The sequence below is a fragment of the Mesorhizobium sp. M7A.F.Ca.US.002.01.1.1 genome (assembly GCF_004022955.1).
Lineage (GTDB): Bacteria > Pseudomonadota > Alphaproteobacteria > Rhizobiales > Rhizobiaceae > Mesorhizobium > Mesorhizobium ciceri.
Genome location: NZ_RZQE01000033.1, coordinates 1 through 25,822 on the forward strand (window position 1 = coordinate 1; position 25,822 = coordinate 25,822).

General features: G+C 63.9%; 25 protein-coding genes. 13 read left to right on the top strand and 12 right to left on the bottom strand.

The window, feature by feature from the left end; genetic code table 11:
- Nucleotides 1-87 precede the first annotated feature (87 nt).
- Nucleotides 88-339, top strand: coding sequence for a hypothetical protein (locus EN932_RS06180; protein ID WP_024502332.1), 252 nt, complete (start codon nucleotides 88-90; stop codon nucleotides 337-339).
- A 2-nt stretch (nucleotides 340-341) separates the two neighbouring features.
- On the opposite strand, the gene EN932_RS06185 is transcribed toward EN932_RS06180, so the two are convergent.
- A complete protein-coding gene (locus EN932_RS06185; RefSeq protein ID WP_127385346.1) occupies nucleotides 342-980 on the bottom strand; it encodes a DNA-3-methyladenine glycosylase I in 639 nt (212 codons plus the stop codon).
- Between the two features lie 214 nt (nucleotides 981-1,194).
- Here EN932_RS06185 and EN932_RS06190 point away from each other — a divergent pair, with 214 nt between their 5' ends.
- Together EN932_RS06190 and EN932_RS06195 are read left to right on the top strand one after the other, a co-directional pair.
- A complete protein-coding gene (locus EN932_RS06190) occupies nucleotides 1,195-1,932 on the top strand; it encodes a L,D-transpeptidase (protein WP_013530354.1) in 738 nt (245 codons plus the stop codon).
- 260 nt (nucleotides 1,933-2,192) lie between these two features.
- Nucleotides 2,193-3,113: a bifunctional 5,10-methylenetetrahydrofolate dehydrogenase/5,10-methenyltetrahydrofolate cyclohydrolase gene (locus EN932_RS06195; RefSeq protein WP_027160988.1), complete on the top strand. Its 921-nt coding sequence runs from the start codon at nucleotides 2,193-2,195 to the stop codon at nucleotides 3,111-3,113.
- Nucleotides 3,114-3,131: 18 nt separating this feature from the next.
- On the opposite strand, the gene glcF is transcribed toward EN932_RS06195, so the two are convergent.
- The 4 genes from glcF to EN932_RS06220 form a co-directional block, all read right to left on the bottom strand.
- Complete coding sequence (gene glcF / locus EN932_RS06200) at nucleotides 3,132-4,457, bottom strand: glycolate oxidase subunit GlcF (RefSeq protein WP_127369271.1); 1,326 nt, start codon at nucleotides 4,455-4,457, stop codon at nucleotides 3,132-3,134.
- Nucleotides 4,458-4,467: 10 nt separating this feature from the next.
- Nucleotides 4,468-5,673, bottom strand: coding sequence for an FAD-binding protein (locus tag EN932_RS06205; protein ID WP_013530351.1), 1,206 nt, complete (start codon nucleotides 5,671-5,673; stop codon nucleotides 4,468-4,470).
- 223 nt (nucleotides 5,674-5,896) lie between these two features.
- Nucleotides 5,897-7,393 carry an FAD-linked oxidase C-terminal domain-containing protein gene (locus EN932_RS06215; RefSeq protein ID WP_064994790.1) on the bottom strand — a complete coding sequence of 499 codons (1,497 nt, stop codon included), beginning with the start codon at nucleotides 7,391-7,393 and terminating at the stop codon, nucleotides 5,897-5,899.
- A 128-nt stretch (nucleotides 7,394-7,521) separates the two neighbouring features.
- Nucleotides 7,522-8,844, bottom strand: coding sequence for a DUF3422 family protein (locus EN932_RS06220; protein ID WP_127388224.1), 1,323 nt, complete (start codon nucleotides 8,842-8,844; stop codon nucleotides 7,522-7,524).
- Between the two features lie 206 nt (nucleotides 8,845-9,050).
- On the opposite strand from EN932_RS06220, the gene EN932_RS06225 reads away from it, so the two are divergent.
- Genes EN932_RS06225 through EN932_RS06235 form a run of 3 tightly spaced genes read left to right on the top strand, consistent with a single transcriptional unit; the run spans nucleotide 9,051 to nucleotide 11,820 of the window.
- Complete coding sequence (locus tag EN932_RS06225) at nucleotides 9,051-9,854, top strand: FCD domain-containing protein (RefSeq protein WP_127369935.1); 804 nt, start codon at nucleotides 9,051-9,053, stop codon at nucleotides 9,852-9,854.
- Nucleotides 9,855-9,873: 19 nt separating this feature from the next.
- The gene (locus EN932_RS06230) at nucleotides 9,874-11,019 is read left to right on the top strand and encodes an alpha-hydroxy acid oxidase (RefSeq protein WP_013530347.1); all 1,146 of its coding nucleotides are present in this window, start codon (nucleotides 9,874-9,876) and stop codon (nucleotides 11,017-11,019) included.
- Nucleotides 11,020-11,046: 27 nt separating this feature from the next.
- Nucleotides 11,047-11,820, top strand: coding sequence for a metallophosphoesterase (locus EN932_RS06235; protein ID WP_063172771.1), 774 nt, complete (start codon nucleotides 11,047-11,049; stop codon nucleotides 11,818-11,820).
- 38 nt (nucleotides 11,821-11,858) lie between these two features.
- Here the strand turns inward: EN932_RS06235 and EN932_RS39470 are convergent, their stop codons facing one another.
- Together EN932_RS39470 and EN932_RS06245 are read right to left on the bottom strand one after the other, a co-directional pair.
- Nucleotides 11,859-11,990 carry a hypothetical protein gene (locus EN932_RS39470; protein ID WP_013893872.1) on the bottom strand — a complete coding sequence of 44 codons (132 nt, stop codon included), beginning with the start codon at nucleotides 11,988-11,990 and terminating at the stop codon, nucleotides 11,859-11,861.
- Nucleotides 11,991-12,283: 293 nt separating this feature from the next.
- On the bottom strand, nucleotides 12,284-12,982 hold the full coding sequence (locus EN932_RS06245; RefSeq protein ID WP_027162214.1) for a type 1 glutamine amidotransferase: 699 nt from the start codon (nucleotides 12,980-12,982) through the stop codon (nucleotides 12,284-12,286).
- An 88-nt stretch (nucleotides 12,983-13,070) separates the two neighbouring features.
- Here EN932_RS06245 and EN932_RS06250 point away from each other — a divergent pair, with 88 nt between their 5' ends.
- The 4 genes from EN932_RS06250 (at nucleotide 13,071) to EN932_RS06265 (ending at nucleotide 17,249) form a co-directional block, all read left to right on the top strand.
- Nucleotides 13,071-13,718 (top strand): hypothetical protein, encoded by a 648-nt coding sequence (locus tag EN932_RS06250; RefSeq protein ID WP_127370155.1) that lies wholly within the window; start codon nucleotides 13,071-13,073, stop codon nucleotides 13,716-13,718.
- Between the two features lie 31 nt (nucleotides 13,719-13,749).
- The gene (locus EN932_RS06255) at nucleotides 13,750-14,484 is read left to right on the top strand and encodes a 16S rRNA (uracil(1498)-N(3))-methyltransferase (RefSeq protein WP_127370156.1); all 735 of its coding nucleotides are present in this window, start codon (nucleotides 13,750-13,752) and stop codon (nucleotides 14,482-14,484) included.
- A gap of 244 nt (nucleotides 14,485-14,728) precedes the next feature.
- Nucleotides 14,729-16,102 (top strand): glutamate--cysteine ligase, encoded by a 1,374-nt coding sequence (locus EN932_RS06260; RefSeq protein WP_013530341.1) that lies wholly within the window; start codon nucleotides 14,729-14,731, stop codon nucleotides 16,100-16,102.
- 100 nt (nucleotides 16,103-16,202) lie between these two features.
- Nucleotides 16,203-17,249: a DUF937 domain-containing protein gene (locus EN932_RS06265; protein WP_024502320.1), complete on the top strand. Its 1,047-nt coding sequence runs from the start codon at nucleotides 16,203-16,205 to the stop codon at nucleotides 17,247-17,249.
- Between the two features lie 160 nt (nucleotides 17,250-17,409).
- On the opposite strand, the gene EN932_RS06270 is transcribed toward EN932_RS06265, so the two are convergent.
- Nucleotides 17,410-17,700 carry a DUF1127 domain-containing protein gene (locus EN932_RS06270; RefSeq protein WP_013530339.1) on the bottom strand — a complete coding sequence of 97 codons (291 nt, stop codon included), beginning with the start codon at nucleotides 17,698-17,700 and terminating at the stop codon, nucleotides 17,410-17,412.
- 178 nt (nucleotides 17,701-17,878) lie between these two features.
- On the opposite strand from EN932_RS06270, the gene EN932_RS06275 reads away from it, so the two are divergent.
- The 3 genes from EN932_RS06275 (at nucleotide 17,879) to EN932_RS06285 (ending at nucleotide 21,673) form a co-directional block, all read left to right on the top strand.
- A complete protein-coding gene (locus EN932_RS06275; protein WP_013530338.1) occupies nucleotides 17,879-18,835 on the top strand; it encodes a LysR substrate-binding domain-containing protein in 957 nt (318 codons plus the stop codon).
- 83 nt (nucleotides 18,836-18,918) lie between these two features.
- Nucleotides 18,919-20,550, top strand: a complete 1,632-nt coding sequence (xseA, locus tag EN932_RS06280) for an exodeoxyribonuclease VII large subunit (protein WP_127367109.1) — start codon at nucleotides 18,919-18,921, stop codon at nucleotides 20,548-20,550.
- Nucleotides 20,551-20,554: 4 nt separating this feature from the next.
- Complete coding sequence (locus EN932_RS06285) at nucleotides 20,555-21,673, top strand: P1 family peptidase (RefSeq protein ID WP_127367110.1); 1,119 nt, start codon at nucleotides 20,555-20,557, stop codon at nucleotides 21,671-21,673.
- A 70-nt stretch (nucleotides 21,674-21,743) separates the two neighbouring features.
- On the opposite strand, the gene EN932_RS06290 is transcribed toward EN932_RS06285, so the two are convergent.
- From EN932_RS06290 to eutC, 4 genes are all read right to left on the bottom strand, one after another.
- The gene (locus EN932_RS06290) at nucleotides 21,744-21,998 is read right to left on the bottom strand and encodes a DUF768 domain-containing protein (protein ID WP_127369275.1); all 255 of its coding nucleotides are present in this window, start codon (nucleotides 21,996-21,998) and stop codon (nucleotides 21,744-21,746) included.
- A gap of 471 nt (nucleotides 21,999-22,469) precedes the next feature.
- The gene (gene doeB, locus EN932_RS06295) at nucleotides 22,470-23,468 is read right to left on the bottom strand and encodes a N(2)-acetyl-L-2,4-diaminobutanoate deacetylase DoeB (RefSeq protein ID WP_024502317.1); all 999 of its coding nucleotides are present in this window, start codon (nucleotides 23,466-23,468) and stop codon (nucleotides 22,470-22,472) included.
- Nucleotides 23,469-23,473: 5 nt separating this feature from the next.
- The gene (doeA, locus tag EN932_RS06300) at nucleotides 23,474-24,652 is read right to left on the bottom strand and encodes an ectoine hydrolase DoeA (RefSeq protein ID WP_063172777.1); all 1,179 of its coding nucleotides are present in this window, start codon (nucleotides 24,650-24,652) and stop codon (nucleotides 23,474-23,476) included.
- Between the two features lie 129 nt (nucleotides 24,653-24,781).
- Nucleotides 24,782-25,774, bottom strand: a complete 993-nt coding sequence (gene eutC, locus EN932_RS06305) for an ectoine utilization protein EutC (RefSeq protein ID WP_127369274.1) — start codon at nucleotides 25,772-25,774, stop codon at nucleotides 24,782-24,784.
- Nucleotides 25,775-25,822 lie beyond the last annotated feature (48 nt).

A 25,822-nucleotide genomic window follows, 5' to 3' on the forward strand; every position in this document is an offset into this window, starting at 1 on the left:
CCGCAAATGAAACAATCCCGCCATGCGTGCGGCATCGTGCCGACACAATCGCCGCCGATAAAGCGCGGGAAATGAGGGTTCGCGGCCATGACCAGCACAGCAAGATTCCATGCCATCGACAGCGACGCCGGATTGTCCGCACGCCTGCGCCCGGCCGACATCAACGTCCCGAAAATGGTCAGCCAGGCTGCCGGACCGTTCGAAGTACCCGCCGACACCGGCAAGGGACCATCCATGCGCGACGCGTTGATGACCGGCCTGCTGGTGATCTATCCGACCCTGGCCACGGTGGTGGCGATCGTCGCCGGCCTGGTGCTGGCCAGCGCCAACGGCACCTGAGCCTATTTCGGCCGCCTGAAAGCCTTCCGCTGCTTCTCGACCTCTTGGCGGCAGGCGCAGCCCTCGAGGTGGTCGTTGACCAGGCCCATGGCCTGCATGAAAGCGTAGACCGTGGTCGGGCCGACAAAGCTCCAGCCGCGCTTCTTCAGCTCCTTCGAGATCCGCACCGAGACGGCCGTTGTCGGGTTCGCGCGCAGATGGGCGAGGTCGACGATTTGCGGCCGCTCGTCCTTGCCGGGTTCGAACTTCCAGAACCAGGCGGCCAGTGAGCCGAATTCGTCCACCATTTCGCGGGCGCGCCTGGCGTTGTTGATGGTCGAGACGATCTTGCCGCGATGGCGGATGATGCCGGCATTGCCGAGCAGGCGCTCGACATCCTTGTCGGTGAAGCTTGCTACCTTGTCGAATTCGAAATTGGCGAAGGCTTCGCGAAAATTCTCCCGCTTGCGCAGTATGGTCAGCCACGACAGGCCCGACTGAAAGCCTTCCAGGCAGATCTTTTCGAACAGCCTGCGGTCGTCGGCCACAGGCCGGCCCCATTCATGATCGTGGTAGTGCAGATAGTCGGGCAGATTGCCGTGCCAGAAGCAGCGCGCGACACCGTCGGGGCCAGCGAGCAGGCCGGTGTTTTCCTTGTCCATAGGCCAAAATCCGTTCGTTAACGCGCTTTTGCGCGGCATTTACTGCGGCTTTACCAGATTCCTGAACCCGGCGGTAACCACACCAAAAGGTTTACTGACAAAGCCGCATTTTACGCATTCCGATTCATGTTTCGGTTGCTGCTTGCGCGCCAATGATCGCCGAACCGGGAGGACGTTTCCACCCGTTTGTATCAGACGATCAAGGTGCGTTACGATGAAGACAGTGTTGTTTCCCGTGCTCGGCGCCGTGGCTGTGTTTGCCGCCGGCGTCACACCCTCAATCGCCGGCGACCGCTATGCCGACAGGCCGCCGGTGATGGTGAGCCCCGACCTTTCCGCACCCTGGGTGCTGCAGCTTGGCCATGCGCCCGGCATCGTGCGCCAGAACCGGCAGGTGGTGCAGCAGCAGCGACGCCTGCGCCCGGCGCAGCCCGACCGGGTGCAGACGGCGGCGGTGCAGCCGCCGGCCAAGCGCATGGTCGCGCGTCCTCAGATCAACCCGATCTACCTGCCGCAGGAAGTCGACTATGACGGAGGCCAGAAGCCGGGCACGATCGTCATCGACACCACGCAGAATTTCCTCTTCCTGGTCGAGAAGAACGGCAAGGCAAGGCGCTATGGCGTCGGCACCGGCAAGCCGGGCTTCGAATGGTCGGGTACGCACAAGATCACCAACAAGCGCGAGTGGCCGGACTGGCGCCCGCCGGCGCAGATGATCAAGCGCGAAGCCGCCAAGGGCCGCTATTTGCCGACCTATCTTGCCGGCGGCATGGAGAACCCGCTTGGTGCCCGTGCGCTCTACCTCGGCACCACCGAATACCGCATCCATGGCACCAACCAGCCGTGGACGATCGGCGGCGCGGTGTCATCGGGCTGCATCCGCATGCGCAACGAGGACGTCGTCGATCTCTATGAGCGGGTCAATGTCGGAACCACGGTCGAGGTGATATAATAGTCCTTGCGAATCACCTGGCCGGCAAAGCAGTCCGCTTTTCGAGGCCAGTTTAGGGATACGGGGGACGGGCCGTATGGGGATGCGGCCGGTCAGGAAGGGCAGCACGGGAAACCGCGCTGCCCTTTCCGTTTTGAGCAGAAATCGAGGGCAAAAGGTCACCCACGCGTCGCGCAACGGGCATAGCGGTTCGCTTTCATGCTGCCCTTTGCCGCATTCTTTTGCTATCTGGGTGGCAAGTTCCACAAAAGAGTTCACCCATGCCTCTGTCCGAAGACAGCCGTTATCTCAAGGGCGGCCCGGTCGCCCAGCGCATCATCGCCGCCGTTGCCGAGGACGCAGCGATCGCCAAAGCCGAGGGTTTTCCGCCCAAGCTGATCTCGATCACCGTCGGCGACACCGATGCGGTGGACGTCTATGTGCGCAACCAGCGCGCCAAGGCTGAGCTCGCCGGCATCGATTTCGAGGAACGGCGCTTTCCCGCCACCATCACAGCAGGCGAGTTGGAAGCTGCGATCCACGGCCTGAATGCCGATCCGCGCGTTACCGGCATCATCATCCAGCGGCCCGTGCCAGCGCATATCCCCATCAAGACGCTGCAAGCGGCGGTGCATCCGCTGAAGGATGTCGAAGGCATGCATCCGGCCTCAATCGGCAACATCGTCTACAACCAGCTCGATCTCGCGCCTTGCACGGCGGCCGCCTCGGTCGAGCTGCTGAAGGAAACCGGCCTCGACCTCAAGGGACTGGAAGTCGTCATCGTCGGCCATTCGGAAATCGTCGGCAAGCCGATCGCCTTCCTGTTGATGAGCGAGGGCGCGACGGTGACGGTCTGCCATCACATGACGCGATCGGTCGCCGCCCATGCGCGGCGTGCCGATGCGCTGTTCGTCGCCGTCGGCAAGCCGCGGCTGATCAAGGCCGACATGGTCAAGCCGGGCGCTGCCGTCATCGACATCGGCATCAATTCCGAAATCGCCCCCGACGGCTCCAGCCGCATCGTCGGCGACGTCGACACTGAAAGCGTGCGCGAGGTCGCCTCCTGGATCACCCCGGTGCCGGGCGGCGTCGGTCCGATCACGGTCGCCATCCTGCTGCGCAACACCATGGTCGCGCTCAGCCGCCAGCGCGCGCTCTACGAGGCGACTTACGGCACGGCGGACAGGCTCGCGGCGGAGTAAGCGCCCGCCAAGGTCGTCCTATTCCGCCGCGATCAGGGTCTCTTCCAGAACACCTTCCGGCCTCGGCCCGCCATAAGCCCAGTCGAGCAGCTTGATCGTGTGCACCACCGGCATCTTCGCGGCGGAAGCAATTTGCGTGATGCAGCCGATGTTGCCGGTGGCGACGATCGAGGCCCCCGTCGCCTCGATGTTTTTCACCTTGCGGTCGCGCAGTTTGGCCGAGATCTCGGGCTGCAGGATGTTGTAGGTGCCGGCAGAGCCGCAGCAGAGATGCCCTTCGCGCGGCTCGCGCACGATGAAGCCGGCCTTGGCCAGCAGTTCTTTCGGCTGGCGGGTGATCTTCTGGCCGTGCTGCATCGAGCAGGCCGAGTGATAGGCAACGACAGTGCCCGACTTGCGAACCGGTTCGGGCAGGTGGAGGGTCGAGAGATATTCGGTAACGTCCTTGGCCAGTGCCGAGACGCGCGCGGCCTTGTCGGCATAGGCCGGGTCGAGCCGCAGCATGAAACCGTAGTCCTTGATCGTCGTGCCGCAGCCCGAGGCGGTGATGACGATGGCATCGAGCCCGCCCTGGTCGAGGGCGCGTGTCCAGGCGTCGACATTTTGCCTCGCCGAGGCAAGCGCGGCCTGTTCGCGCCCCATATGATGGACCAGCGCACCGCAACAGCCTTCGCCCGGCGGCACCAAGACCTCGACGCCGAGCCGTGTCAGCAGCGAAATCGTCGCCTCGTTGATGGCGGGATCGAGCACCGATTGCGCGCAGCCGGTGAGGATGGTGACGCGGCCCCTTTTGGTCCCCTGCCCGGCATGGATGCCCGGCGAGCCCATCGGCGACGCTGCCGGGATCGACGCCGGCGCGAGCTTGAGCATCGCACTGAGCGGCTTCAGCGCCGGAACCTTGTCGAACAGGCCGATGAACGGTTTGCCCAGCTTCGCTAGCTTGAGCGCGGCGCGAAAGCGCTGGGGATAGGGCAGCACGAAGGCCAGCATGGCGCGGGTCAGGCGGTCGAGCAGTGGCCGCTTGTAGGTCTCCTGGATATGGGCGCGGGCATGGTCGACCAGATGCATGTAGTTGACGCCCGACGGGCAGGTGGTCATGCAGGCAAGGCACGACAGGCAGCGATCGATATGGGTGACGATCTGCTTGTCGGCCGGACGGCCGTTTTCCAGCATGTCCTTGATCAGATAGATGCGCCCGCGCGGTGAATCGAGCTCGTTGCCGAGTGTCACATAGGTCGGGCACGTCGCGGTGCAGAAGCCGCAATGCACGCATTTGCGCAGGATCTTTTCCGATTCCGCGACATGCGGATCGGCAAGCTGGGCAAGCGAAAAATTGGTCTGCATCGCTGATGTCCTAGGCCATGCGGCCGGGATTGAAGATATTCTTGGGGTCAAATTCCTGTTTCAGGCGGACCGATAGTGCAGCAAGAGCGGGCGGCTGCGGCTCGAACACCGGTAGAGCGGCGCGATGCGAGGGTGCGGCGCGCACCAGCGTCGCATGGCCGCCGCCATGTTTCCTCAACAGCCCGCGCAGCAGAGCGGCTTCCGGATCGCCCTGTTCCATGCGCAGCCAAACCAGTCCGCCCTGCCAGTCATAAAAGGCGCTGACGGCGGCCTGCATGCGCAGCGTCAGGACCATCTGGTGGCTTTGAGAAGGCGTCATCGAGATGCGCCAGACCGGCTTCTCGCTGCCGTCGGCGAAAGGCCTGCAATCGCGAACGTCGCGCCAGATCAGCCGTGAAACCTCGCCGCCAATCTCCTCCAGCGGGCCGGCATTGCCGAGCAGCGTTTTCAGCGCGGCGATGCGGTAGGCGACCGACGGGCCGAAACCCTCGACGCGCAGCAGCGTGGCGGCCTCGCTGCCGAGACTGCCGCTGGCGACGCGCGCGGCGATCCGCTCCGGCAGGTGGGCGGCACTCGACACTTCAGCACTCGAGCCAAGCGCCAGGGCCATGGCGGCGGCCGCGGCATCGTCGAGCAGGCTACGGATGGCGAGCGTGACTTCGGTCTCGGCTGCCGGCAGCACCTTGAAGGTGACGTCGGTGAAGACGGCCAGCGTGCCCCAGCTGTTGGCCATCAGCTTCGACATGTCATAGCCGGTGACGTTCTTGACCACGCGACCGCCCGACTTGAAGGCCTCGCCACGACCGGACACCACATTGATGCCCAGGACATGGTCGCGCGCGGCCCCCGCCTTGAGCCGGCGCGGACCGGAGAGGTTAGCGCCGAGCACACCGCCGATCGTGCCTTTGCCCGGTTCGCCACCAAGCAGCGGGCCGTAATCCATCGGCTCGAAAGCGAGCTGCTGGCCGTTTTCCGCCAGCAGTTTCTCGATCCCGGCCAACGGTGTGCCTGCCTTGGCCGACAGCACCAGTTCAGCCGGTTCATAGAGCGTGACGTCAGATAATTTCGACAGGTCGAGCGTGTGTTCGGTTTGCAGCGGCCGGCCGATGCCACGCTTGGAGCCATGGCCAAGGATTTCCAGCGGCGAGCCTTCCGCTACAGCCCAGGCGACGGTGGACAGGACTTCGGATGGGGTGGTCGGGGTGAAGGTGGTCATGAAGAGACCGCGCCAGATGCGAGTTCGGATATGCCGAGTTCCCTGGCGCCCCCCTCTGTCCTGCCGGACATCTCCCCCTCAAGGGGGGAGATCAGATGTCGCATATGGCTTCGCCAATCTTCAATGATGACGGAAGGGCAAGGCGTCGAAACTGCCAATCTTCCCCCTTGAGGGGGAGATGTCCGGCAGGACAGAGGGGGGTGTTCACGCGCCGTCATCACCCTCAAAACCTCGGAATGTCCGGAAACGCCACCTGCCCGCGGTGCACATGCATCCGCCCAAGCTCGGCGCATCGCCGCAGCTGCGGAAATACTTTTCCCGGGTTGAGCAGATGGTTGGGATCGAAGGCGCATTTGACGCGCATCTGCTGGTCGAGATCGATCTGGGTGAACATCTCCGGCATTAGATCGCGTTTTTCCACGCCCACACCGTGTTCGCCGGTCAAGACGCCGCCGACCTTGACGCAGAGCCGCAATATATCGGCGCCGAAGCTTTCGGCCTTGTCGAGTTCGCCCGGTACGTTGGCATCGTAGAGGATCAGCGGATGCAGATTGCCGTCACCGGCATGAAAGACATTGGCGACGCCGAGACCGTATTTTTCCGACAGCTCGCGCATGCCGGCGAGCACGCGCGGCAGCTCCTTGCGCGGGATGGTGCCGTCCATGCAGTAGTAGTCGGGCGAGATGCGGCCGACGGCCGGAAACGCCGCCTTGCGGCCGGCCCAGAAGCTCAGCCGTTCCTGTTCGGACTGCGAAATGCGGCAGGTGGTCGAGCCGTTCTTGTAGGCGATCGCCTCGACAAGGCCGATCAGATGATCGACCTCGACGCCCGGCCCGTCGAGCTCGACGATCAGCAGCGCCTCGACATCAAGGGGATAGCCGGCATGAACGAAATCTTCCGCCGCATGGATCGCCGGCCGGTCCATCATCTCCATGCCGCCCGGGATGATGCCGGCGCCGATGATGTCGGCAACGCACTGGCCGCCCTGCTCGCTGGTCGGGAAGCCGATCAGCAGTGCACGTGCCGTCTCCGGCTTCTTCAGGATGCGCACGGTGACCTCGGTGACGACGCCGAGCAGCCCTTCGGACCCGGTCATGACGCCGAGCAGGTCGTAGCCTTCCGCATCGAGGTGACTGCCGCCCAGCCGCACCACCTCGCCATTCATCAGCACCATCTCGATGCCGAGCACATTGTTGGCTGTGAGGCCGTATTTCAGGCAGTGCACGCCGCCGGAATTCTCCGCGACATTGCCGCCGATCGAGCAGGCGATCTGGGAGGATGGATCGGGGGCGTAGTAAAAGCCCTCCTGCTCGACGGCGGTGGTGATGCCGAGATTGGTGACGCCCGGCTGGGCAACGACGACGCGATTGGGAAAATCGATCCCGAGGATACGGTTGAAACGGCTCATGACCAGCAGCACCGCGTCCTCGAGCGGCAGCGCCCCGCCCGACAGCGAGGTGCCGGAGCCGCGCGGCACGACGCGGATGTTGCGGTCGTTGCAGTATCTCAGCACGCGCGAAACCTGCGCCACCGTTTGCGGCAGCACGACAACCAGCGGCAGCTGCCGATAGGCGGTCAGGCCGTCGCTCTCGAAAGCGCGCATGGAATTGGCGGCGTCGACAACGCCCTCACCCGGCACGATGATGCGCATGTCGGCGACGATCTCGTCGCGCCGGCGCATCGTGGCATCGTCTGGTTTCGGCATGGCCAGGCCGGACATCAGCAGCCTCATTTCGCTTGACTGGTCAAAATCTTTTACCAGTGAAGCGCGTTGGGTGCAAATCCTGTAATGGCGGCGAATCCAACTTCAAGGCGGAGACAGGCTTACGCAGCGGCAATCTGCCGCTGCTATTCGCCGGGCGGCTTGCCGGGTTCGGAGTGCATCCGGCGCACGCGGCGCACGCCCCACCAGACCAGCAGGATGGCGACAGGCACCGAAGCAGCGGTAATGATCTCCGGCGCGAAGGCATGGCCGAAGATCGAGGCGCCCTTGGCGACATAGCCGACAAGGCCGACCACATAATAGGAGACGGCGGCGACCGAGAGCCCCTCGACGGTCTGCTGCAGGCGCAATTGCAGGCGGGCCCGGTTGTTCATCGAGGCAAGCAGGTCGCGGTTCTGCTTCTCGACCTCGACATCGACCCAGGTGCGCAGCAGCGTCGTGGCGCGGGTCAGTTTTCGCGATAGATTTTCCTGCCGCTCCTCGACCGAGCGGCAGGTGCGCATTGCGGGCGCCACACGGCGCTGCAGGAACCCGCGCCATGTGTCATAGCCGGGCACAGCCTCTTCCTCGAGTGCGTCCAGCCGTTCGCCGACGATGCCGTCATAGGCGCGGCTGGCGCCGAAACGGTAAAGGCTCGACGCCGCGTCCGCCTCCAGCTCCGCCGCAAGTTCGGTCAGATCGGCCAGCAAGGTCTGGCTGTCCCGTGTCCCGGCGACCTTCATCTCCAGCGTGGTCTGCGCCAGCCGGTCTTCGATGCGGCGGGCGCGGCCGGACAAGGTCAACGCCAGCGGCAGGCCGAGCATGGCCAGCGTCCGATAGGTCTCGATGTCGATAAGCCGCTGCGACAACGCGCCGGTGCGCGCCGGGGTCAAGCCGCGATCGAGCAGCAGCATGCGCGTCAGGCCATCGCCATCCTGGCGAAAATCGGTGACGATGGCGGCGTTTCCGCGCTCGACCAGCGAGTAGCACAGGCTGGTCGGATCGAAACCGGCTATCAGTTGCTCGGTTGCTTGCGTCCATTTGCGGATTTCGAGCCTGATGCCGGAGATGCAGGTTCCCGGCGGGGAAAACCCGTTGCCGAAGGGTGAGTCCTCCTGCGTCCTGCCGCTTTCGGAAAGCGGCCCTTCCCACAAATAGGTCGAGAATTCGGTGTGCCGCTCCCAACGCAGCGAGCCCTTGCCCCATTTCATGGCATGGTGGCGGGCCTGGCGGTCGGGCGCGGCGATGCCGAGGCGCCGCGACAGTTCGGAAAGCACCGCGTGGTCGACGCCGGAGCCGCCCTCCGTCATGAAGGCGAGTTGCATCAGGACGCGTGGCTTTTCGATCAGCGGATGCGGCCGGGCATGAACCTCGCCGAGTGCGCCGGGCCGGCCCTCATGCGCGGGAAAGCCCATGACGCTGCCCTTGGCGCGCGGCTGGAATTCGAGATCGGACGGGTCGTCTGACACGGCTTGTTCCCCGGGGGTTTCCTTGAACCCGCTTGCACTCGCGTCCCTCTAGTGCCAATGGCCTGACGACGCAAACGGCAAAGTTAGCCGAAGATCACGGGATCGGGCGGGAAATCGGCCAGCTTTTTGTCAATTGGATAAATAATTTGACCAGTTGGCGAGGCAGGCTCTATTCTGCGGCACCGGTTCACCTTCCAGGCATTCTGTTGAGCGACATTTTTTCCAGGATCGAGCATTCGCGCACCGCCGACGAGGTGGTGCAGCAGATCGAGAGCCTCATCCTCGAAGGCGTGCTGCGCACCGGCGACCGGCTGCCGGGCGAGCGCGAGCTTGCACGCCAGTTCGACGTATCGCGGCCGATCCTGCGTGACGCCCTGAAGGCACTGGAAGGACGCGGCCTTTTGACGACAAGGCCCGGCGGCGGCACGCATGTCGCCGATGTCATCGGCCAGCTCTTCACCAAACCGGTGACGGACCTGATCTCGATGCACCGCAAGGCAGTGACCGACTATCTGGAATACCGCCGCGAGATCGAAGGGGTTGCGGCTGAATATGCGGCACGGCGCGCCACCCCAGACGACATGGCGCTGCTCGACAAGATCATGGCACGCATGGACGATGCGCACCGGACCGGCGACTTCGACGACGAGGCCGAGATCGACGTCGAGTTCCACCACGCGATCTGCGAATGCGCACACAACATCATCCTTTTGCACACGCTGCGCTCCTGTTATCGGCTGCTGTCGGAGGGCGTGTTCCAGAACCGGCTGCTGGTGTTCACCGTACCCGGCGCGCGCGACGCCCTGCTCGCGCAGCACCGGGCGATCCATGCGGCGGTGAAGGCCGGCGACCCGGCCGCCGCCCGCCAGGCGGCGATGGACCACATCACCTATGTCGAACGGTCGATGGCGGAGGCCGAGCGCAGCGGCGACTGGCAGCGCGTCTCGCGGCTGAGGTTGAAACAGCGCGTTGACGCCACCGATACAGAACCAGCACGCAAACGCTCCTAGCTATCGAAACGGGAAGCCCATGAGCCAGATCCTGACCATCGCCGACCTCAAGGACCTCGCACGCCGGCGTGTGCCGAAGATGTTCTTCGACTATGCCGATTCCGGTTCGTGGACCGAAAGCACGTATCGGGCCAACGAGGAGGATTTCCAGAAGATCAAGTTCCGCCAGCGCGTCCTCGTCGACATGGACAACCGTTCGCTGGCATCGACGATGATCGGCGAAAAAGTGTCTATGCCGGTGGCATTGGCGCCAACCGGCATGACCGGCATGCAGCACGCCAATGGCGAGATGCTGGCGGCGCAGGCGGCGGAGGAATTCGGCGTGCCGTTTACCTTGTCGACGATGAGCATCTGCTCGATCGAGGATGTCGCCTCGGTTACCACGAAGCCGTTCTGGTTTCAGCTCTATGTGCTGCGTGACAAGGATTTCGTGCTCAACCTGATCGACAGGGCAAAGGCGGCGAAATGCTCGGCGCTCGTGCTGACGCTCGACCTGCAGATTCTCGGTCAGCGCCACAAGGACATCCGCAACGGGCTTTCGGCGCCACCCAAGCTGACGCTGACGAACATCGTCGACATGGCCATCCGCCCGCGCTGGTGCGCCGCCATGGCCGGCACCAAGCGGCGGACCTTCCGCAACATTGTCGGCCACGCCAAGGGCGTCGGCAACATGGCCTCGCTGGCATCGTGGACGACGGAGCAGTTCGACCTGCATCTGTCGTGGAAGGACGTCGCCTGGATCAAGGAGCGCTGGGGCGGCAAGCTGATCCTCAAGGGCATTCTCGACAAGGAGGACGCGCTGATGGCGGCCAAGACCGGCGCCGACGCGATCATCGTTTCCAACCATGGCGGGCGCCAGCTCGATGGTGCGTCGTCGTCGATCGGCGTGCTGGAAGAGATTGCCGACGCGGTCGGTGACACGATCGAAGTGCATATGGATGGCGGCATCCGCTCCGGCCAGGATGTCCTGAAGGCGCTTTGCCTCGGTGCCAAGGGAACCTATATCGGCCGGCCGTTTCTTTACGGCCTGGGGGCGCTTGGCAAGGAAGGGGTTACCAAGGCGTTGGAAATCATCCGCAAGGAGATGGACATCACGCTGGCGCTGTGCGGAAAGCGTCTTGTCACCGACATGGGCAAGGACCAGCTCCGGCGCCAGGTCCCGTGACCGCCTGACCACGGAGACACCGAAAAGTTGGCAGAATCCGGCATCCATTTTCTCGACGCGCATGGGCCGGACGGCATCCGTCTCTATGCGATCGGCGACGTCCACGGCCGGCTCGACCTGCTGGCGGCCATGCATCTGCGCATCAGGGCCGAGATCGAGCAGGAGGCGCCTGCCGACTGGCGCGTCATCCATCTTGGCGACTATGTCGACCGCGGGCCGGACTCGAAGGGCGTCATCGATTTCCTGATCGAAGCGCAAGAGCGAGACCCTCGTCACCTGATGCTGGCCGGCAACCACGACATCGGCTTTCTCGATTTTCTCAAGACCCCTGACCCGGAAGGGCTTTTCATCCGGTTCGGCGGCATCCAGACGGCACAGTCTTACGGCGTAACGATCAGTGAAGGCACAAGCGTGTGGTTCGGCAAGGCCGAATCGGCCGTGCGCAGAGGACATCAGGCACTGGTCGAGGCCGTGCCGCAAAGCCACATCGACTTCCTGCGATCGCTGCCGTTTTCCGTGACTTTCGGGGACTTCTTCTTCTGCCATGCCGGCATCAGGCCGGGCATTCCTCTGGAGAAGCAAAACCCGCAGGATCTGATCTGGATCCGCGACGTCTTCCACAACCACCCCGACCTCTATCCGAAGATCGTGGTGCACGGCCACACGCCGGTGCCGGAGGCGGAAGTGATGGCAAATCGCGTCAATGTCGACACGCTTGCCTGGCAATCAGGCATGCTGAGCGCGCTCGTCGTCGACGGCGCGGACAAACGCATCCTGACAATGACGATCAAGGAAGCTTGAGCGCCGCGCGTCGGAGGATGCGAAAGACGCTTCCCGCTTTAGCGCAGCGAGGCGGTGACGCCGTAACCGTCGACGGCGTTGTGGTTGTTGGCTGCGTCGGCGGCATAGATGCCGAGACCGCACAGCACGATGGCGGACAACATGGCAAAGGACAGAAGCGCTGCTTTCACGGAGGTCATCTCTTGTTGAGCTTTCTGCATCTGTGCACCAGGCGGTTACCAATGCGTTGAAACGGAGAATTCGCTTCAAAGTTTCGACGATTTTGCGCTTCTAGGCATGTTCTGTATCAACGGTGTGTCGCGCGGGTCACACAAAAGGTTCATAGCCGTTGCACAGAAGATGCAGAGCGCGCGCCTTCTAGGATGGCGGGCGGACACAAGCCAAGAATGAAACCGTTTTCCCCAGGCGGTTTCACCGCCGCGTGCCAATTATGTCACGCTGGAGGGTACGGAGAGACCAACGCTCAGATGGTCGCTACCCAGGCCCGGGCAATGGCGAGGCCAGCGGCATCCGCATCGGGCCCGTTGCGGGCCATTTCGCCATCGAGCTTGCCGGCCCAGTCGGGATGGCGCGCAGCGATGGTCGGGGCAAAGGACGCGCTCCAGTCCTTGACCATCGGCCGGTCGGCCTCGAAGTGAAACTGGAAACCGTACACGGCGCGGCCGACGCGAAATGCCTGGTTCTCGGCGACATCGTTGCCGGCAAGCCGCACGGCGTTTTCGGGCAACACGAAGGTGTCGTCGTGCCATTGGAAGATCGGGAACTTTGCCGGCAGAGCGCCCAGCACCGGATCGGCCTTGGCGTCAGGCGTCAGCGACACGCCGTGCCAACCGAACTCATTGGCGCCGCCGATACGGTTCTCGCCACCAAAGGCACGAGCGACGAGCTGGCTGCCTAGGCAGATGCCGAGCACGGCGCGATCCTTGTCGGCAAAGTCGCGGGTCAGTTCGAGCAGTGCCGGGAAATAGGGGTACTCATCGTCGGCCAGCGCATTCTGGCCCCCGCCGAGCACCACCATGGCATCATGCCCGGCCGCGTCATCCGGCAGGGGATCGCCCCTGTAAGGGAGACGCAGGTCGAGATCGGCGCCCGCTTCCGCAAGTGCTGCGCCGACCTGGCCGAGGCCGGTATTGTCGTAGTTCTGGACCACCAGCACCCGCATCGCAAAACCCTGCTGACATGAAAAAGCTGCGACGAGCGATATCATGCCGCTCGCATTGCAGCCAAGATGCGTGTCCGGAGAGAAAACTATGCCACTGCAGAACCGGGTCGATCCGTTCGGTATCATCCACGCGGTGCCCGATCGCGGCATGTTCACCGGCAATCGCGGCATCATCCACGACCCCGAGACGAAGACGCTCAAGAAAAAGCGCTGGGCGCTTCAAGCCTGGATCATCTGCGTCTGCCAATTCCGAAATGTGCGGCGCGAACCGATGGGCCGCAACCGGAAGGGCGGTAAAGCGGGCTGGACCGAGCTGTTCTTCCTCGACGAGGTGACCGCACTGGCGGCCGGGCATCGCCCCTGCTTCTTTTGCCAGCGCGAACGGGCCAGGGATTTCGTCGGCCGCTTCGGCGAAGCCTTCGGCATCGCCGAACCGCGCGCGCCGATGGTCGACAAGCGGCTGCACAAGGAGCGGCTGGCGTCAGGCGGCAAGCCGCCGGTGATTGCGGTTGAAGACCTTGCCGGCCTGCCGGACGGCGTCGTGGTTGCGGATGGCGGCACTGTTTATGCCCTGCGTAGCGGCAAGGCACTGCGCTGGTCCTTTGCGGGATATCAGCACCCCAACGATTTCGACATGCTCAAAAGCAAGACACTCTCGCTACTGACGCCGGCCACGACGCTCTGCGTGCTGCGGCACGGCTTTCGGCCGGTGTGGCATCCGACCGCCGAGGCTTGACGCCGGCGGCCGGCTCGCTCATTCCTCGGCGATGCGCGCCAATTACAAAATGCAACGTCTGTTCGTGATCGACGATCTCGCGCCGGACATCGAATTCGAGGCCGGCCAACAGCAGAGCCACTATCTCCTGCATGTGCTGCGGCTTGGCGAAGGCGCCGAAATCCTGGTGTTCAATGGCCGCGACGGCGAGTGGTCGGCGGCCATATCGGCGAAGACGAAAAGGGCGGTGCGGCTGAAGGTGTCGGCGCTGCAGCGGCCGCAGCCGCCTCTGCCCGATCTCGTCTACTGCTTTGCGCCGCTGAAGCAGGGGCGGCTCGATTATCTCGTGCAGAAGGCGGTCGAGATGGGCGCCGGCATCCTGCAGCCGGTCATTACCCAGCACACGCAAGTGGCCAAGCCGTCGATCGATCGCCTGCGCGCCAATGTCGTCGAAGCCGCCGAGCAATGCGGCATCCTGGCGGTGCCTCAGGTGCGCGAAGCCGAAAAATTCGACCGCCTGTTGACCGGCTGGGACACAGAGCGACGGCTGATCTTCTGCGACGAGGATGCTTCGACCAACAATCCGCTGGCCGCGCTGCAGGCGGTCAAGGAAAAGAAGCTTGGGCTGCTGGTCGGGCCGGAGGGTGGCTTTTCCGACGATGAGCGCAAGATGCTGCGCGCCCTGCCCTTCGTCACCGCCATTCCGCTCGGCCCGCGTATCCTGCGCGCCGACACCGCGGCGGTGGCCGCGCTCGCGGTCATGCAGGCGACAGTCGGAGACTGGTGAGACGTCATCCCTTGCAAGGGACGGAGAGCGGAGTAACGTTCAATTCCTGTTGACCTGTGGCTCAGGATTTTTCGCTTGATCGTCTGCTGACATTTCGTCCATTTAGCGCCGGCGATCGTCCGATCGTCCTACAGCGCCCGCCTCCTTTCGGACGTGCAAAGGACACTGTAGCATTCCATTGGGGCACATGATCCCGGCGAAAGTCGAAAGCCGATTTTCGGGGTCATGTGCAGAGGGTTCATAAATGGCGCGCGATACGACCGATTTCCGCCCGATCGAAGGTGTCGACGAACTTGTCGAGCACCTGGCCGAAGGCAACAAGCCGCGCGACAAATGGCGCATCGGCACCGAGCACGAGAAATTCCCCTTCTATGTCGACGGCAATGCACCGGTCCCCTATGGCGGCGAGCGTGGCATCCGCGCCATCCTCGAAGGCATGCAGGAAAAGCTCGGCTGGGATCCGATCGTCGATGACGGCCGCATCATCGGCCTGGTCGAACCGACCGGCCAGGGTGCGATTTCGCTGGAACCCGGCGGCCAGTTCGAGCTTTCCGGCGCACCGCTGGAGACGATCCACCAGACCTGCCGCGAGGGCAATGCCCATCTGGCGCAGGTGCGCGAGATCGCCGAACCGATGGGCATCCGCTTCCTCGGCCTCGGCGGCAGCCCGAAATGGTCGCTTGCCGAGACGCCGAAAATGCCGAAATCGCGCTACGAGATCATGACGCGCTACATGCCCAAGGTCGGCACCAAGGGCCTCGACATGATGTACCGCACCTGCACGATCCAGGTGAATCTCGACTTCGAGAGCGAGGCCGACATGCGCCGCAAGATGCAGGTGTCGTTGAAGCTGCAGCCGCTGTCGACGGCCTTGTTCGCCAATTCGCCTTTCACCGAAAGCCACCCGAACGGCTTGCAGAGCTGGCGCGGCGACATATGGCGTGACACCGACAACCAGCGCTCGGGCCTGCTCGAATTCTGCTTCTCGCCCGATTTCGGTTTCGCCGACTATGTCGAATGGGCGCTCGACGTACCGATGTATTTCGTCATCCGCGACGACCGCTATCACGACATGACCCACATCACCTTCCGCCAGTTCATGGCCGGGGCCGCGCGCAATGAAGTGCCGGACGGGCTGCCGACAATGGGCGACTGGGCGAACCATCTGTCAACGCTGTTCCCGGATGTGCGGCTGAAGCGCTTCCTCGAGATGCGCGGCGCCGATGGCGGGCCGTGGCGGCGCATCTGCGCGCTGCCGGCCTTCTGGGTCGGATTGCTTTATGATGAGGCCGCACTCGATGCCGCCGAGGCGCTGACCTCGAGCTGGACGTATGAAGAAACGCTGGCGATGCGCAATGCCGTGCCGGAACAAGGCATCTCCGCACCGTTCCGCAACACCACGCTGCGCGAGATCGCGCGTGACGTGATGGTCATTTCCCGCATGGGACTGAAGAACCGTGGCAAGAAGAACCGCGACGGCTACGACGAGACCTCCTTCCTCAACACGTTGGACGAAGTGGTGGCGCGGGGCACCACCAGCGCCGAGGAGATGCTGTCGGCCTATCACACGCGCTGGGGCGGCTCGATCGAGCCGGTTTTCATGGAATACGCCTATTAACCCTCGGATTTGGCAAAGCTGACCGGCCGGCAAAAGTCGCTTCAATCGGAAGTGGAAACAAACTAGGCTTCTTCGGCGAGGATTTCCGGAGGAGACGCCGATGCCCACCTTGTTCGACATGCTGACGCAGGCCCAGAACGGCAATGGCATGCAGGCCCTTGCCCAGCAATACGGGCTTTCGATGCAGCAGACGCAAGCCGCGGTCGCTGCATTGCTGCCGGCCTTTTCGCAGGGGCTGCAACGCAACACCGCCGACCCCTATGGGCTCGGCGCCTTCATGACGGCGATGGCCAGCGGCCAGCACGCCAAGTATTTCGAGGACGCAACCCGGGCCTTCTCGCCGCAAGGCGTCGATGAGGGCAACGGCATTCTCGGGCACCTGTTCGGTTCGAAGGATCTGTCTCGCGCCGTGGCCAGCCAGGCGGCGCAAGCCAGCGGCGTCAATCAGCAGATCCTGCAGCAGATGCTGCCGGCGATCGCCTCGATGGTCATGGGCGGGCTGTTCAAGCAGACGGCAAACCAGATGCAGGCCGCCGGTGGTTTTGGCGGCGGCGGCAACAATCCGCTCGGCGAGATCATCGAGCAGATGATGCGGCAAGGCGGCGGCATGCAGGCCCCGGCGCCGCAGCCGCGCCAGGCGCCGCCGCCCCAGAACCCGATGGACAACCCGCTCGGCAAGGTGTTGCAGGACATGTTCGGCGGCGGCGCGGCTCAGCCACAGCCGCAAAGCCAGACGCAGCCGGCACCCAATCCCTACGGCGACAATCCGCTCGGCAAGGTGCTGCAGGACATGTTCGGCGGTGGCGCGCCTCAGCCGCAGCCGCAGGGGCGGGCGCAGCCGCAGCCCCAGCAGACGCAAAGCCCCTACGGAGACAATCCGCTGGGGAAAATCTTCGAGGAGATGCTGCGGCAAGGTGGCGGTGGCTTAGGCGGCATCCCCGGCGGACAGCCGGCGCCGCAACAGCCTCAAGCGCCCCCGCAACGTCAGGCACCGCAGCCACAGGCCAATCCGAGCGGCCGTCCGAAAAACCCGTTCGACGACCTGTTCGGCAAGATGTTCGAAACCGGCGCCCAGCAGCGTGATGACTACCAGAAGGGCGTGGAGACAATCTTCGACCAGTTTAAGCGGGACATGGACCGGCGGTAGGCGGTCTTCGCTGAGGTAGAAAGAGAAAAGCCCGGTCCTGGGAGGACCGGGCAGAGTGCAGGCGGGCCGGGGGGATCCGGCAGGGAGTGGGAGCCTGCATACTCGTCAGTCGCGTCGAACCCTGAAAAGGTTCACGGCAACCTAAACAACAAGCATCCGATCAGGCCACCTTGCGAGCGAAATCCTCGATCGTTTCGATGCGATCGCTGGCGATCTCGCGCAGCATCGCCGTCGGGTCGCGGCCAAACGGCACGTCGATAGCGACATGCAGGTCGGCGCGCGTCAGGCCGATATCGGCGAGTTCGGCGTCCGACATCTCGCCAAGGCGATAGAAGGCGCGGCGGTTTTTCCAGGCGCGGTAGATGTTGGAGACGGTGTTGGCCACGCGCGTCGCAACGGCCGGACGCGAGGTGATGCGCGAGGTCTCGGTGGCGAAATCGAACGTGGTCATTGTCGGTCTCCTTCAGACTCGAACGGGCAAAGCCTTGCGATCGGCGCTGGCGACAGCGGCCGTTCCGGCTTCGATTCACATGCCTTCATGTGGACAATGCCAATTTGCCATCGGCCGATTGATTAATCCAACGAATGTTTCTAATCTTTACCATCAACACCAGTGATGGATCATATCGATGAAATCGCCGCTCGATCTCGATCAATTGCAGACCTTCATCTCGATCGCCGATACCGGCAGCTTCACGCGAGCAGCCGAAGAGGTGCACCGGACCCAGTCAGCGGTGTCGATGCAGATGCGCCGGCTGGAGGAGCGGATCGGCAAGCCGCTGTTCGAAAAGGACGGACGCACCAACAGGCTGACCGAGGAAGGCGACAAGCTGCTCTCCTATGCGCGGCGGCTGCTCTATCTCAACCGCGAGACCCTGGCGGCCTTCGACGACCGGCGGCTCGAAGGCACGATCCGCATCGGCACGCCCGACGACTACGCCGATCGTTTCCTGCCCGAGATCATGGCACGGTTCACCCGCTCCAATCCGCGCGTCGAACTCACCGTCATCTGCGAGCCGACGCCGGGGCTGGTCGAGCATATCAAGCGCGGCAATCTCGATCTCGCGCTGGTGACGCACAACGACGTACGCGGCCAGTCGGAGGTGGTGCGGCGCGAACCGCTGCTGTGGGTCACCTCGGCCAACCATGCCACGCATGAGCAGGAAACGCTGCCGATGGCCTTCGGCCGGCCGAACTGCATCTGGCGGCGCGCCGCGGTCGATGTGCTCGACCAGCAGAACCGCGACTATCGCATCCTGTTCACCAGTTTCTCGGCCACCGTCATCACCGCCGCGGTTCTTTCCGGGCTGGCAATCTCGGTGCTGCCGGAATGCGCGCTCAGACCCGGTATGCGGGTGCTGGGCGAAGCCGACGGCTTCGGCGCCCTGCCCGATTGCCGCATCGGCATCATGCGCGGCCAGACGTCGCGGCCGGAGATCGTCGATGCGCTCGCCCGCCATATTTCGGAAAGCCTGGACAACATCTCGGTGCCGGTCGGCGAAGACCCCGGAACGTTCGATTTCGCAGCGCTTGCCTTCACCAAGCTGCGGCGAACCAAGCCGAACCAGATCCTGCCCGGCTGGTAGGCAGGGCCAGGTGTGCGGGTTATGAACGGCTGGCCCGACGCAACCGCCTTGACGCGGGCGCCCAACCGTTCCCCAATCGACGGATGAGCGAAGCAGCATCCGAATCACGCACCAACGCCGCCGAATATACGGTGAGCGAGATTTCCGGCGCGCTGAAGCGCACGGTCGAGGACGTTTTCGGCAATGTGCGGGTGCGTGGCGAGATATCAGGCTATCGCGGGCCGCATTCCTCAGGTCATGCCTATTTCGCGCTGAAGGACGACCGCGCGCGGCTCGACGCCGTGGTGTGGAAAGGCACGATGAGCCGGCTGAAGTTCCGTCCCGAAGAGGGCATGGAGGTGATCGCCACCGGCAAGCTCACCACCTATCCCGGCAAATCCAACTACCAGATCGTCATCGACAATCTGGAGCCTGCCGGCGCCGGCGCCCTGATGGCGCTGCTGGAAGAGCGCAAGCGGCGGCTGCAGGCCGAGGGGCTGTTCGACACCGGTCGCAAGCGGCTGCTGCCGTTTATGCCGCGCGTCATCGGCGTCGTCACCTCGCCGACAGGGTCCGTCATCCGCGACATCATCCACCGCATCAAGGACCGCTTTCCGCTGCATGTCCTGGTCTGGCCGGTGCGTGTTCAGGGCGAGACGTCAGGCGCGGAAGTGACAGCCGCGGTCAACGGCTTCAACGCGCTGGCATGGGATGGCGCCATCCAGCGGCCCGATCTGTTGATCGTGGCGCGTGGCGGCGGCAGCCTCGAAGACCTCTGGGGGTTCAACGACGAGGCGCTCGCCCGCGCGGTTGCCGCTTCCGGCATTCCGGTGATCTCGGCTGTCGGCCACGAGACCGACTGGACGCTGATCGACCTCGTCGCCGACGTGCGGGCGCCGACACCGACAGGCGCGGCCGAAATCGCCGTGCCGGTGAAGGCCGACCTCGAAGCAACGCTTGCCAGCCTCGGTGCGCGGCTGAAAGCGGCGGTGCTGCGCAATTTCGAGCGCAAGCGGCAGGCCGCCCGTGCCGCCGCCCGGGCTCTGCCCTCGCCCGATCAATTGCTGGCGCTGCCGCGCCGGCGCCTCGATGAGGCGACATCCAGGCTCGGCCGGGGCCTGTTGGTCTCCACCGAACGCAAGCGTGCAAGGTTTTTTGCCGTGAAACTGACACCGGCAATGCTGTCGCAGCGCATTGCAGAGGCCCGGCGCACCAACGAACGCAATCTTTTGCGAGCACAAGGGGCACTGCGTGCGATGGCAAGAGCCCGGCGTGCGGAGCTTAACCGGGCGGCGGATCAATTGCCAAAATGTGCCAGGGCTTCGCTGCAGCGGCACAAGCAGCAACTGGCCATGCTGCAAGGCCGCATCACGATCGAGCCGACGGCACGGCGGCAACGCGTGCAGAGGGATTTGCTGACAGCTTTGACAAGACGCGGCACGCAAGCAGTGGTGCTCAGGCTGGAGCGCCTGCGCGGCCGCGTCGTCCAGGCCGACAGGTTGATGGCGTCGCTGTCGCACAAGGCCGTCCTGGCCCGCGGCTTTGCGCTGGTGAGGGATGCGGACGGCGCCGTCGTCAAGCAGGCTGCCGACGTGGTGTCGGGAATGGCGCTTTCGCTCGAGTTCGCCGACGGGACCGCCGATGCGGTGGCAATCAGCGGCACGGCAAAACCGAAAGCCGTGGCCAAGCCGGCGGCCAAGGCCAAAGAGCCTGGCAATCAGGGATCCCTATTCTGACACCATGACCGACAATCCGCATCATCTGGCAACGCCCTCAGGCAAACCGCGCGCGCGAAATTTCGGCATCGGCTTCGACGGACGGCCTGGACCGTTCAACGCGATCACCGATGTGCCCGGCGTCGCGGTCGGCTATGCGACGCTGATCTCGGGCGATGGCACGCTTGTCGTCGGCGAGGGACCGGTTCGCACCGGCGTGACCGCGATCCTGCCCAGGCCGCTTGCCGACCTCGCCAACCCGGTCTTCGCCGGGATCTTCAGCCAGAACGGAAACGGCGAACTGACCGGCTCGCACATCGTCGAGGAAACCGGCGCTTTCAACTTCCCGATCACCATCACCAACACGCATTCCTGCGGCGTTTCCCGCGACGGCACGCTGCGCTGGATGCAAAGCGTGCTGCCGGCGGCGCTTGACAGCGGCTGGGGACTGCCGGTGGCGGCGGAGACCTATGACGGCTTCCTCAACGACATCAACGGCCACCATTTGACGTCGGAGCATGTTGCGCAGGCCCTCGACGGTGCCGCCGGCGGACCGATCGAGGAAGGCAGCGTCGGCGGCGGCACCGGCATGATCACCTTCGGCTTCAAGGCCGGCTCCGGCACGGCATCGCGCATCGTCGAATGGCACGGCCGTGCCTATACGGTCGGCGCCTTCGTGCAGTCCAATTTTGGCAAACGGCGCAATATTGCCATTCGCGGCCTGCGCGCCGGGCCGCAACTCGTCGAACCGGCTGTCCGCGAAGGCACACCGCGCGCCGAAAAGGGTTCGATCATCGCCGTCATCGCCACCGACGCACCGTTCCTGCCGCATCAGATGAAGCGGCTGGCCCGACGGGTGCCGCTTGGCGTCGCCATGACCGGAGGCTTCGGGTATCACAGTTCAGGCGACATTTTCATCGCCTTCTCGACCGCCAATGCGAGCGCCGCGCGGGCGCCATCCGGCCGCATCGCCAGTGCCGATTTTATTCCCGATACCGACATCGATCCGTTTTTCGATGCGGTGATCCAGACCGTGGAGGAAGCAATCCTCAACGCGCTGGTTGCCAATGACGATATGACCGGACGCGACGGGAATTTCGTGCCGGCGCTGCCGAAGACGTGGCTGAAGGAGACCTTTGGCTGAAGACAAAAACGCGGGCCAGAAGCCCGCGCTGCAACAATGTCGCCGCTATGCGATCATTCGGCGGCTTTGATCATTCGGCGGCTTTTCTGGGGGCCTGCTGGCTTTCTTCGGCCTCGGCCGCTTCCTCAAGCCGGGATGCGATAAGTTCCTGGATATCGCCGACTTCTTCCTGGATATCCTCCAGCGGAATGCCGACCTCGGCCGCCTCGGCGGCGCACTCCTTGGCCAAGGTTTCGGCCTGCTTGTCGATCCTTGCCTGAGGGGACTGGCAATGGACCTTTTCGCCGATCCATCCCCGCAAGAATTCGATGGCGTGTTCGCTCATACTGCTGTTCCCTGGCGGCAAAGCCGGTTGGTAATCATAAACGTCGACATCCCCCAAAGGATGCATGTCCCCATTCCAGCCGAGTCGCGGTCAGCCGGCAAGCCAATGCCGTCCAAGGTCCACAGAGCCATAGGAAATCGAGGGGTCAAGGGCATTTTCTGATTCTGGAGGGGTCGGTACCGTTGGCTGGGTCACACCCAGCGCTGCGCCACTGTTTCTATTTGCTTTTTTCCGGTTTCCGAGCCGATTTCCGTCACAATAGATGGCGCAAAACACTACACATTCACAGTTGCTTCGAGGTGCTGCCCTCGGGCGCGCGGGTCGAAGCCGCCGCTATATAGTGACATCCTCCTGCAATGTCGACTCCGCCCGCTATCCTGCTTCTTTCCGCCGCGCCGAAGGGCTCCGCGACGGACGCAGAACAAGTGACGATGGACCCGAACCGGGTGGAGCAGGCCCCGGCGGAGCCGCTCAGACGTGCACAGCCACCACCGCCGCGCAGTCGCCGGCCTTAACCAGCCCGGGGAAATGCCGCGCCGCAAGCATGCCCGACATTTTTGCCCGGATCTCCTGCGGAGCGACGCCGGTGCGGCCGGTGGAATGAATGCGCGCCAGCACCGAGCCTTCTTTGACGGGCTCACCGAGATCGACCATGGTTTCGATCATGCCGTCGTCTTCGGCGAACGAGAAACAATCGCCCGACGGCATGTCGAGCCACTGGGTTCGAGTCTTCTCGACCGCACCATCTACAATGCCGGCATGACGCAGCACGTTGAGAATGCCGCGCCTCGCGATCCGCACGGTTTGCGCGCGCGACGTGCCGCCGCCGCCAAGTTCGGTGCTGACGAAGACCTTGCCCATCTCCTCGGCTGCCGTGTCGTACATGCCAACGGCGTCGATCTCGATCATGCGCATCGAGAACGGAGCGGCAAAGGCCGCGACCGCGTCAAAGGCTTTCTGTTCCAGCGCCTTGTCGGGCAAAGTGTGCGCCGCGCAGAACGGCACGAAGTCCAGCGTCTTGCCGCCGGAGTGGAAGTCGAACACGATGTCGGCGCGAGGCAGCAGCTCACGTTGAAAGTAATCGGCGATCTTTTCGGTCACCGTTCCGTCCGGCCGGCCGGGAAAGCTGCGGTTCATGTTGCCCTTGTCGATCGGCGAGGTGCGCGTGCCGGCGCGGAACGCCGGATAGTTCATTGCCGGCACGATGATCACCGTGCCGCTGACTTGCCTGGGATCGAGGGTCCTGGCGAGATCGTAGAGGGCCAGCGGCCCCTCATATTCGTCGCCATGGTTGGCGCCGGACAGCAGAGCTGCCGGTCCGTTGCCGTTGCGGATGACGCAGATCGGTATCATCACCGAGCCCCACGCGGAATCGTCGCGGCTGTAGGGCAAGCGCAGGAAGCCGTGCTGGACGCCGTCGCGGTCGAAATCGACGGTCGGCGCGACCGGTGATGAGCGTAGATTCGACATCGGGCTCAATCCTTCACCACCAGCTTACGCGGCACATTGGCCAGGCACTCCACACCGGTTTCGGTGATCAGGATGGACTCGGTGATCTCCAGTCCCATCGTTTCCAGCCACAGGCCGGTCATGAAATGGAAGGTCATGCCGGGCTTGAGTTCGGTGCGGTCGCCGGGACGCAAGCTCATCGTGCGCTCGCCCCAGTCCGGCGGATAGGACAGTCCGATCGAATAGCCGGTGCGGTTGTCCTTGACGATGCCATACTTCTTCAGCACGGCGAAGAAGGCGTTGGCGATGTCCTCACAGGCGTTGCCGGGTTTGGCCGCGGCCAGCCCCGCTTCCATACCTTCCAGCGTCGCCTTCTCGGCATCGAGGAATTCCTGCGTCGGCTTGCCTAGGAAGACGGTGCGCGACAGCGGGCAGTGATAGCGGTTGTAGCAGCCGGCGATCTCGAAGAAGGTGCCCTCGTCCCGCTTCATCGGTCTGTCGTCCCAGGTCAGATGCGGCGCCGAGGCATCGGCACCCGACGGCAGCAGCGGCACGATCGCCGGATAGTCGCCGCCGATGCCATCGACGCCGCGCGTGCCGGCATCATAGATTTCGGCAACGAGATCGCATTTGCGCATGCCGACCTCGATCTTGTCGAAGATGCGCTGGTGCATCGCCTCGACGATGCGAGCCGCCTTGCGCATATAGTCGATCTCGGTCGGGCTCTTGATCGCGCGCTGCCAGTTGACCAGCGCGGTGGCATCGACAAAGCGGGCATTGGGCAAATGCTTCTGCAGCGATGCGAAGGCGGCGGCCGAGAACCAGTAATTGTCCATCTCAACGCCGACTGTCAGCTTGCCCCAGCCGCGATCCGCAAGCACGCTGGCCAAAAAATCCATCGGGTGGCGCTCGGTCGACTGCACATAGTGATCGGCATAGCCGACGATGTTATCATGCGCGAGATAGGCAGTGCGCTTGGCACCGTTGGCGTCCTGGCCACGGCCGTACCAGACCGGCTCGCCCGATGGCGGCACGATAACCGCCTGATGCACGTAGAACGACCAGCCGTCATAGCCGGTCAGCCAGGCCATATTGGACGGGTCGCTGATAACAAGAAGATCGACGCCCTTCACCTCCATGGCTTTGCGTGTCTTGGCGAGGCGATCCGCATATTCGCCGCGCGAGAATCTCAGGTTCGGTTGCATTGTTCTTGGTCCTCGTTTGTTGGGCCTTGAGCCTGTTTCAACTTCGTTGAAACCGGCCCGTCGTTCTTGTTTGGGCGTGATCTTTCGGAAAACCGGTTCCCACTTTTCCGGATCACGCCTTGGCCAGCATCAGCTTTCGAAAATGGCCCCGGAACCGGCCACCCGCGCCCGATCGCGGGCGAACGTAGCTATCGCCGTATCCTGAACGCCGGTGCCGGTCAGATCGGCGATGGTGATGTCGCTGGCCGAGCGCCGACCGTGCCGTTTACCGGCGATAATCTGGCCAAGTTCGGTCACCTCTTCCTCAGCGGCCATCACGCCCGCCGCGATGGCGTGATGCAGCTCACCCAGCCGCCGCGTCTGACGGGCGCTGTCCGCGACATAGAGATCGGCCATGCGCAGGATTGCCGGCGCGATCTCGTTCTTGTGCTCGGCGTCGGAGCCCATCGCCGTGATGTGCTGGCCGGCGGAAACGAAACCCGCCTTGATCAGCGGCTCGGTCGAAGGCGTGGTGGTGACGATGATGTCGGCGCCGACAACTGCGTTTGCCGCGTCGGGCTCGGCATGCACGAGAATGCCGAGCTTTTCGCGCAGGGCTCCGGCGGTTGCCTCGGCCTTTGCCGCATCGCGCGCCCAGATGCGCGCCTCGGTAATCGGCCGCACCAGCATCAGGGCTTCCAATTGCAACCCGGCCTGGACGCCGGCGCCGAAGATCGCGGCAACTGACGAGTCCTGCCGCGACAGATGTTTGGCGGCGACGGCGCCGGCAGCAGCGGTTCGGATATCCGTGAGATAGCCGTTGTCGAGCAGCAGTGCTTCGACCAGCCCGGTTTTGGACGACAGCAGCACCATCATGCCGTTGACGCTGGGCAGGCCGAGCTTCGGATTGTCGAAAAAGCCGGGGCTGATCTTGATGGCGAAACCGTCGATATCAGGCACGTAAGCGGTCTTCACGTCGACCTCGCCGCGATGCTCGGGAATATCGAGCCGCAGGATCGGCGGCATCGCCACCGGCAGGGTGGCAAGCGCACGGAAGGCGTTTTCGACGCAGGCGACTGCATCGAGATCGAGTGTCACGATCGCGCGCAATTCTTGCTCGGTGAGGATCGTCATCCGGCTCATGCGGCGTGCTCCTTGAGCGATGGCGCCTCGCCGCAGACGATCCTGCGG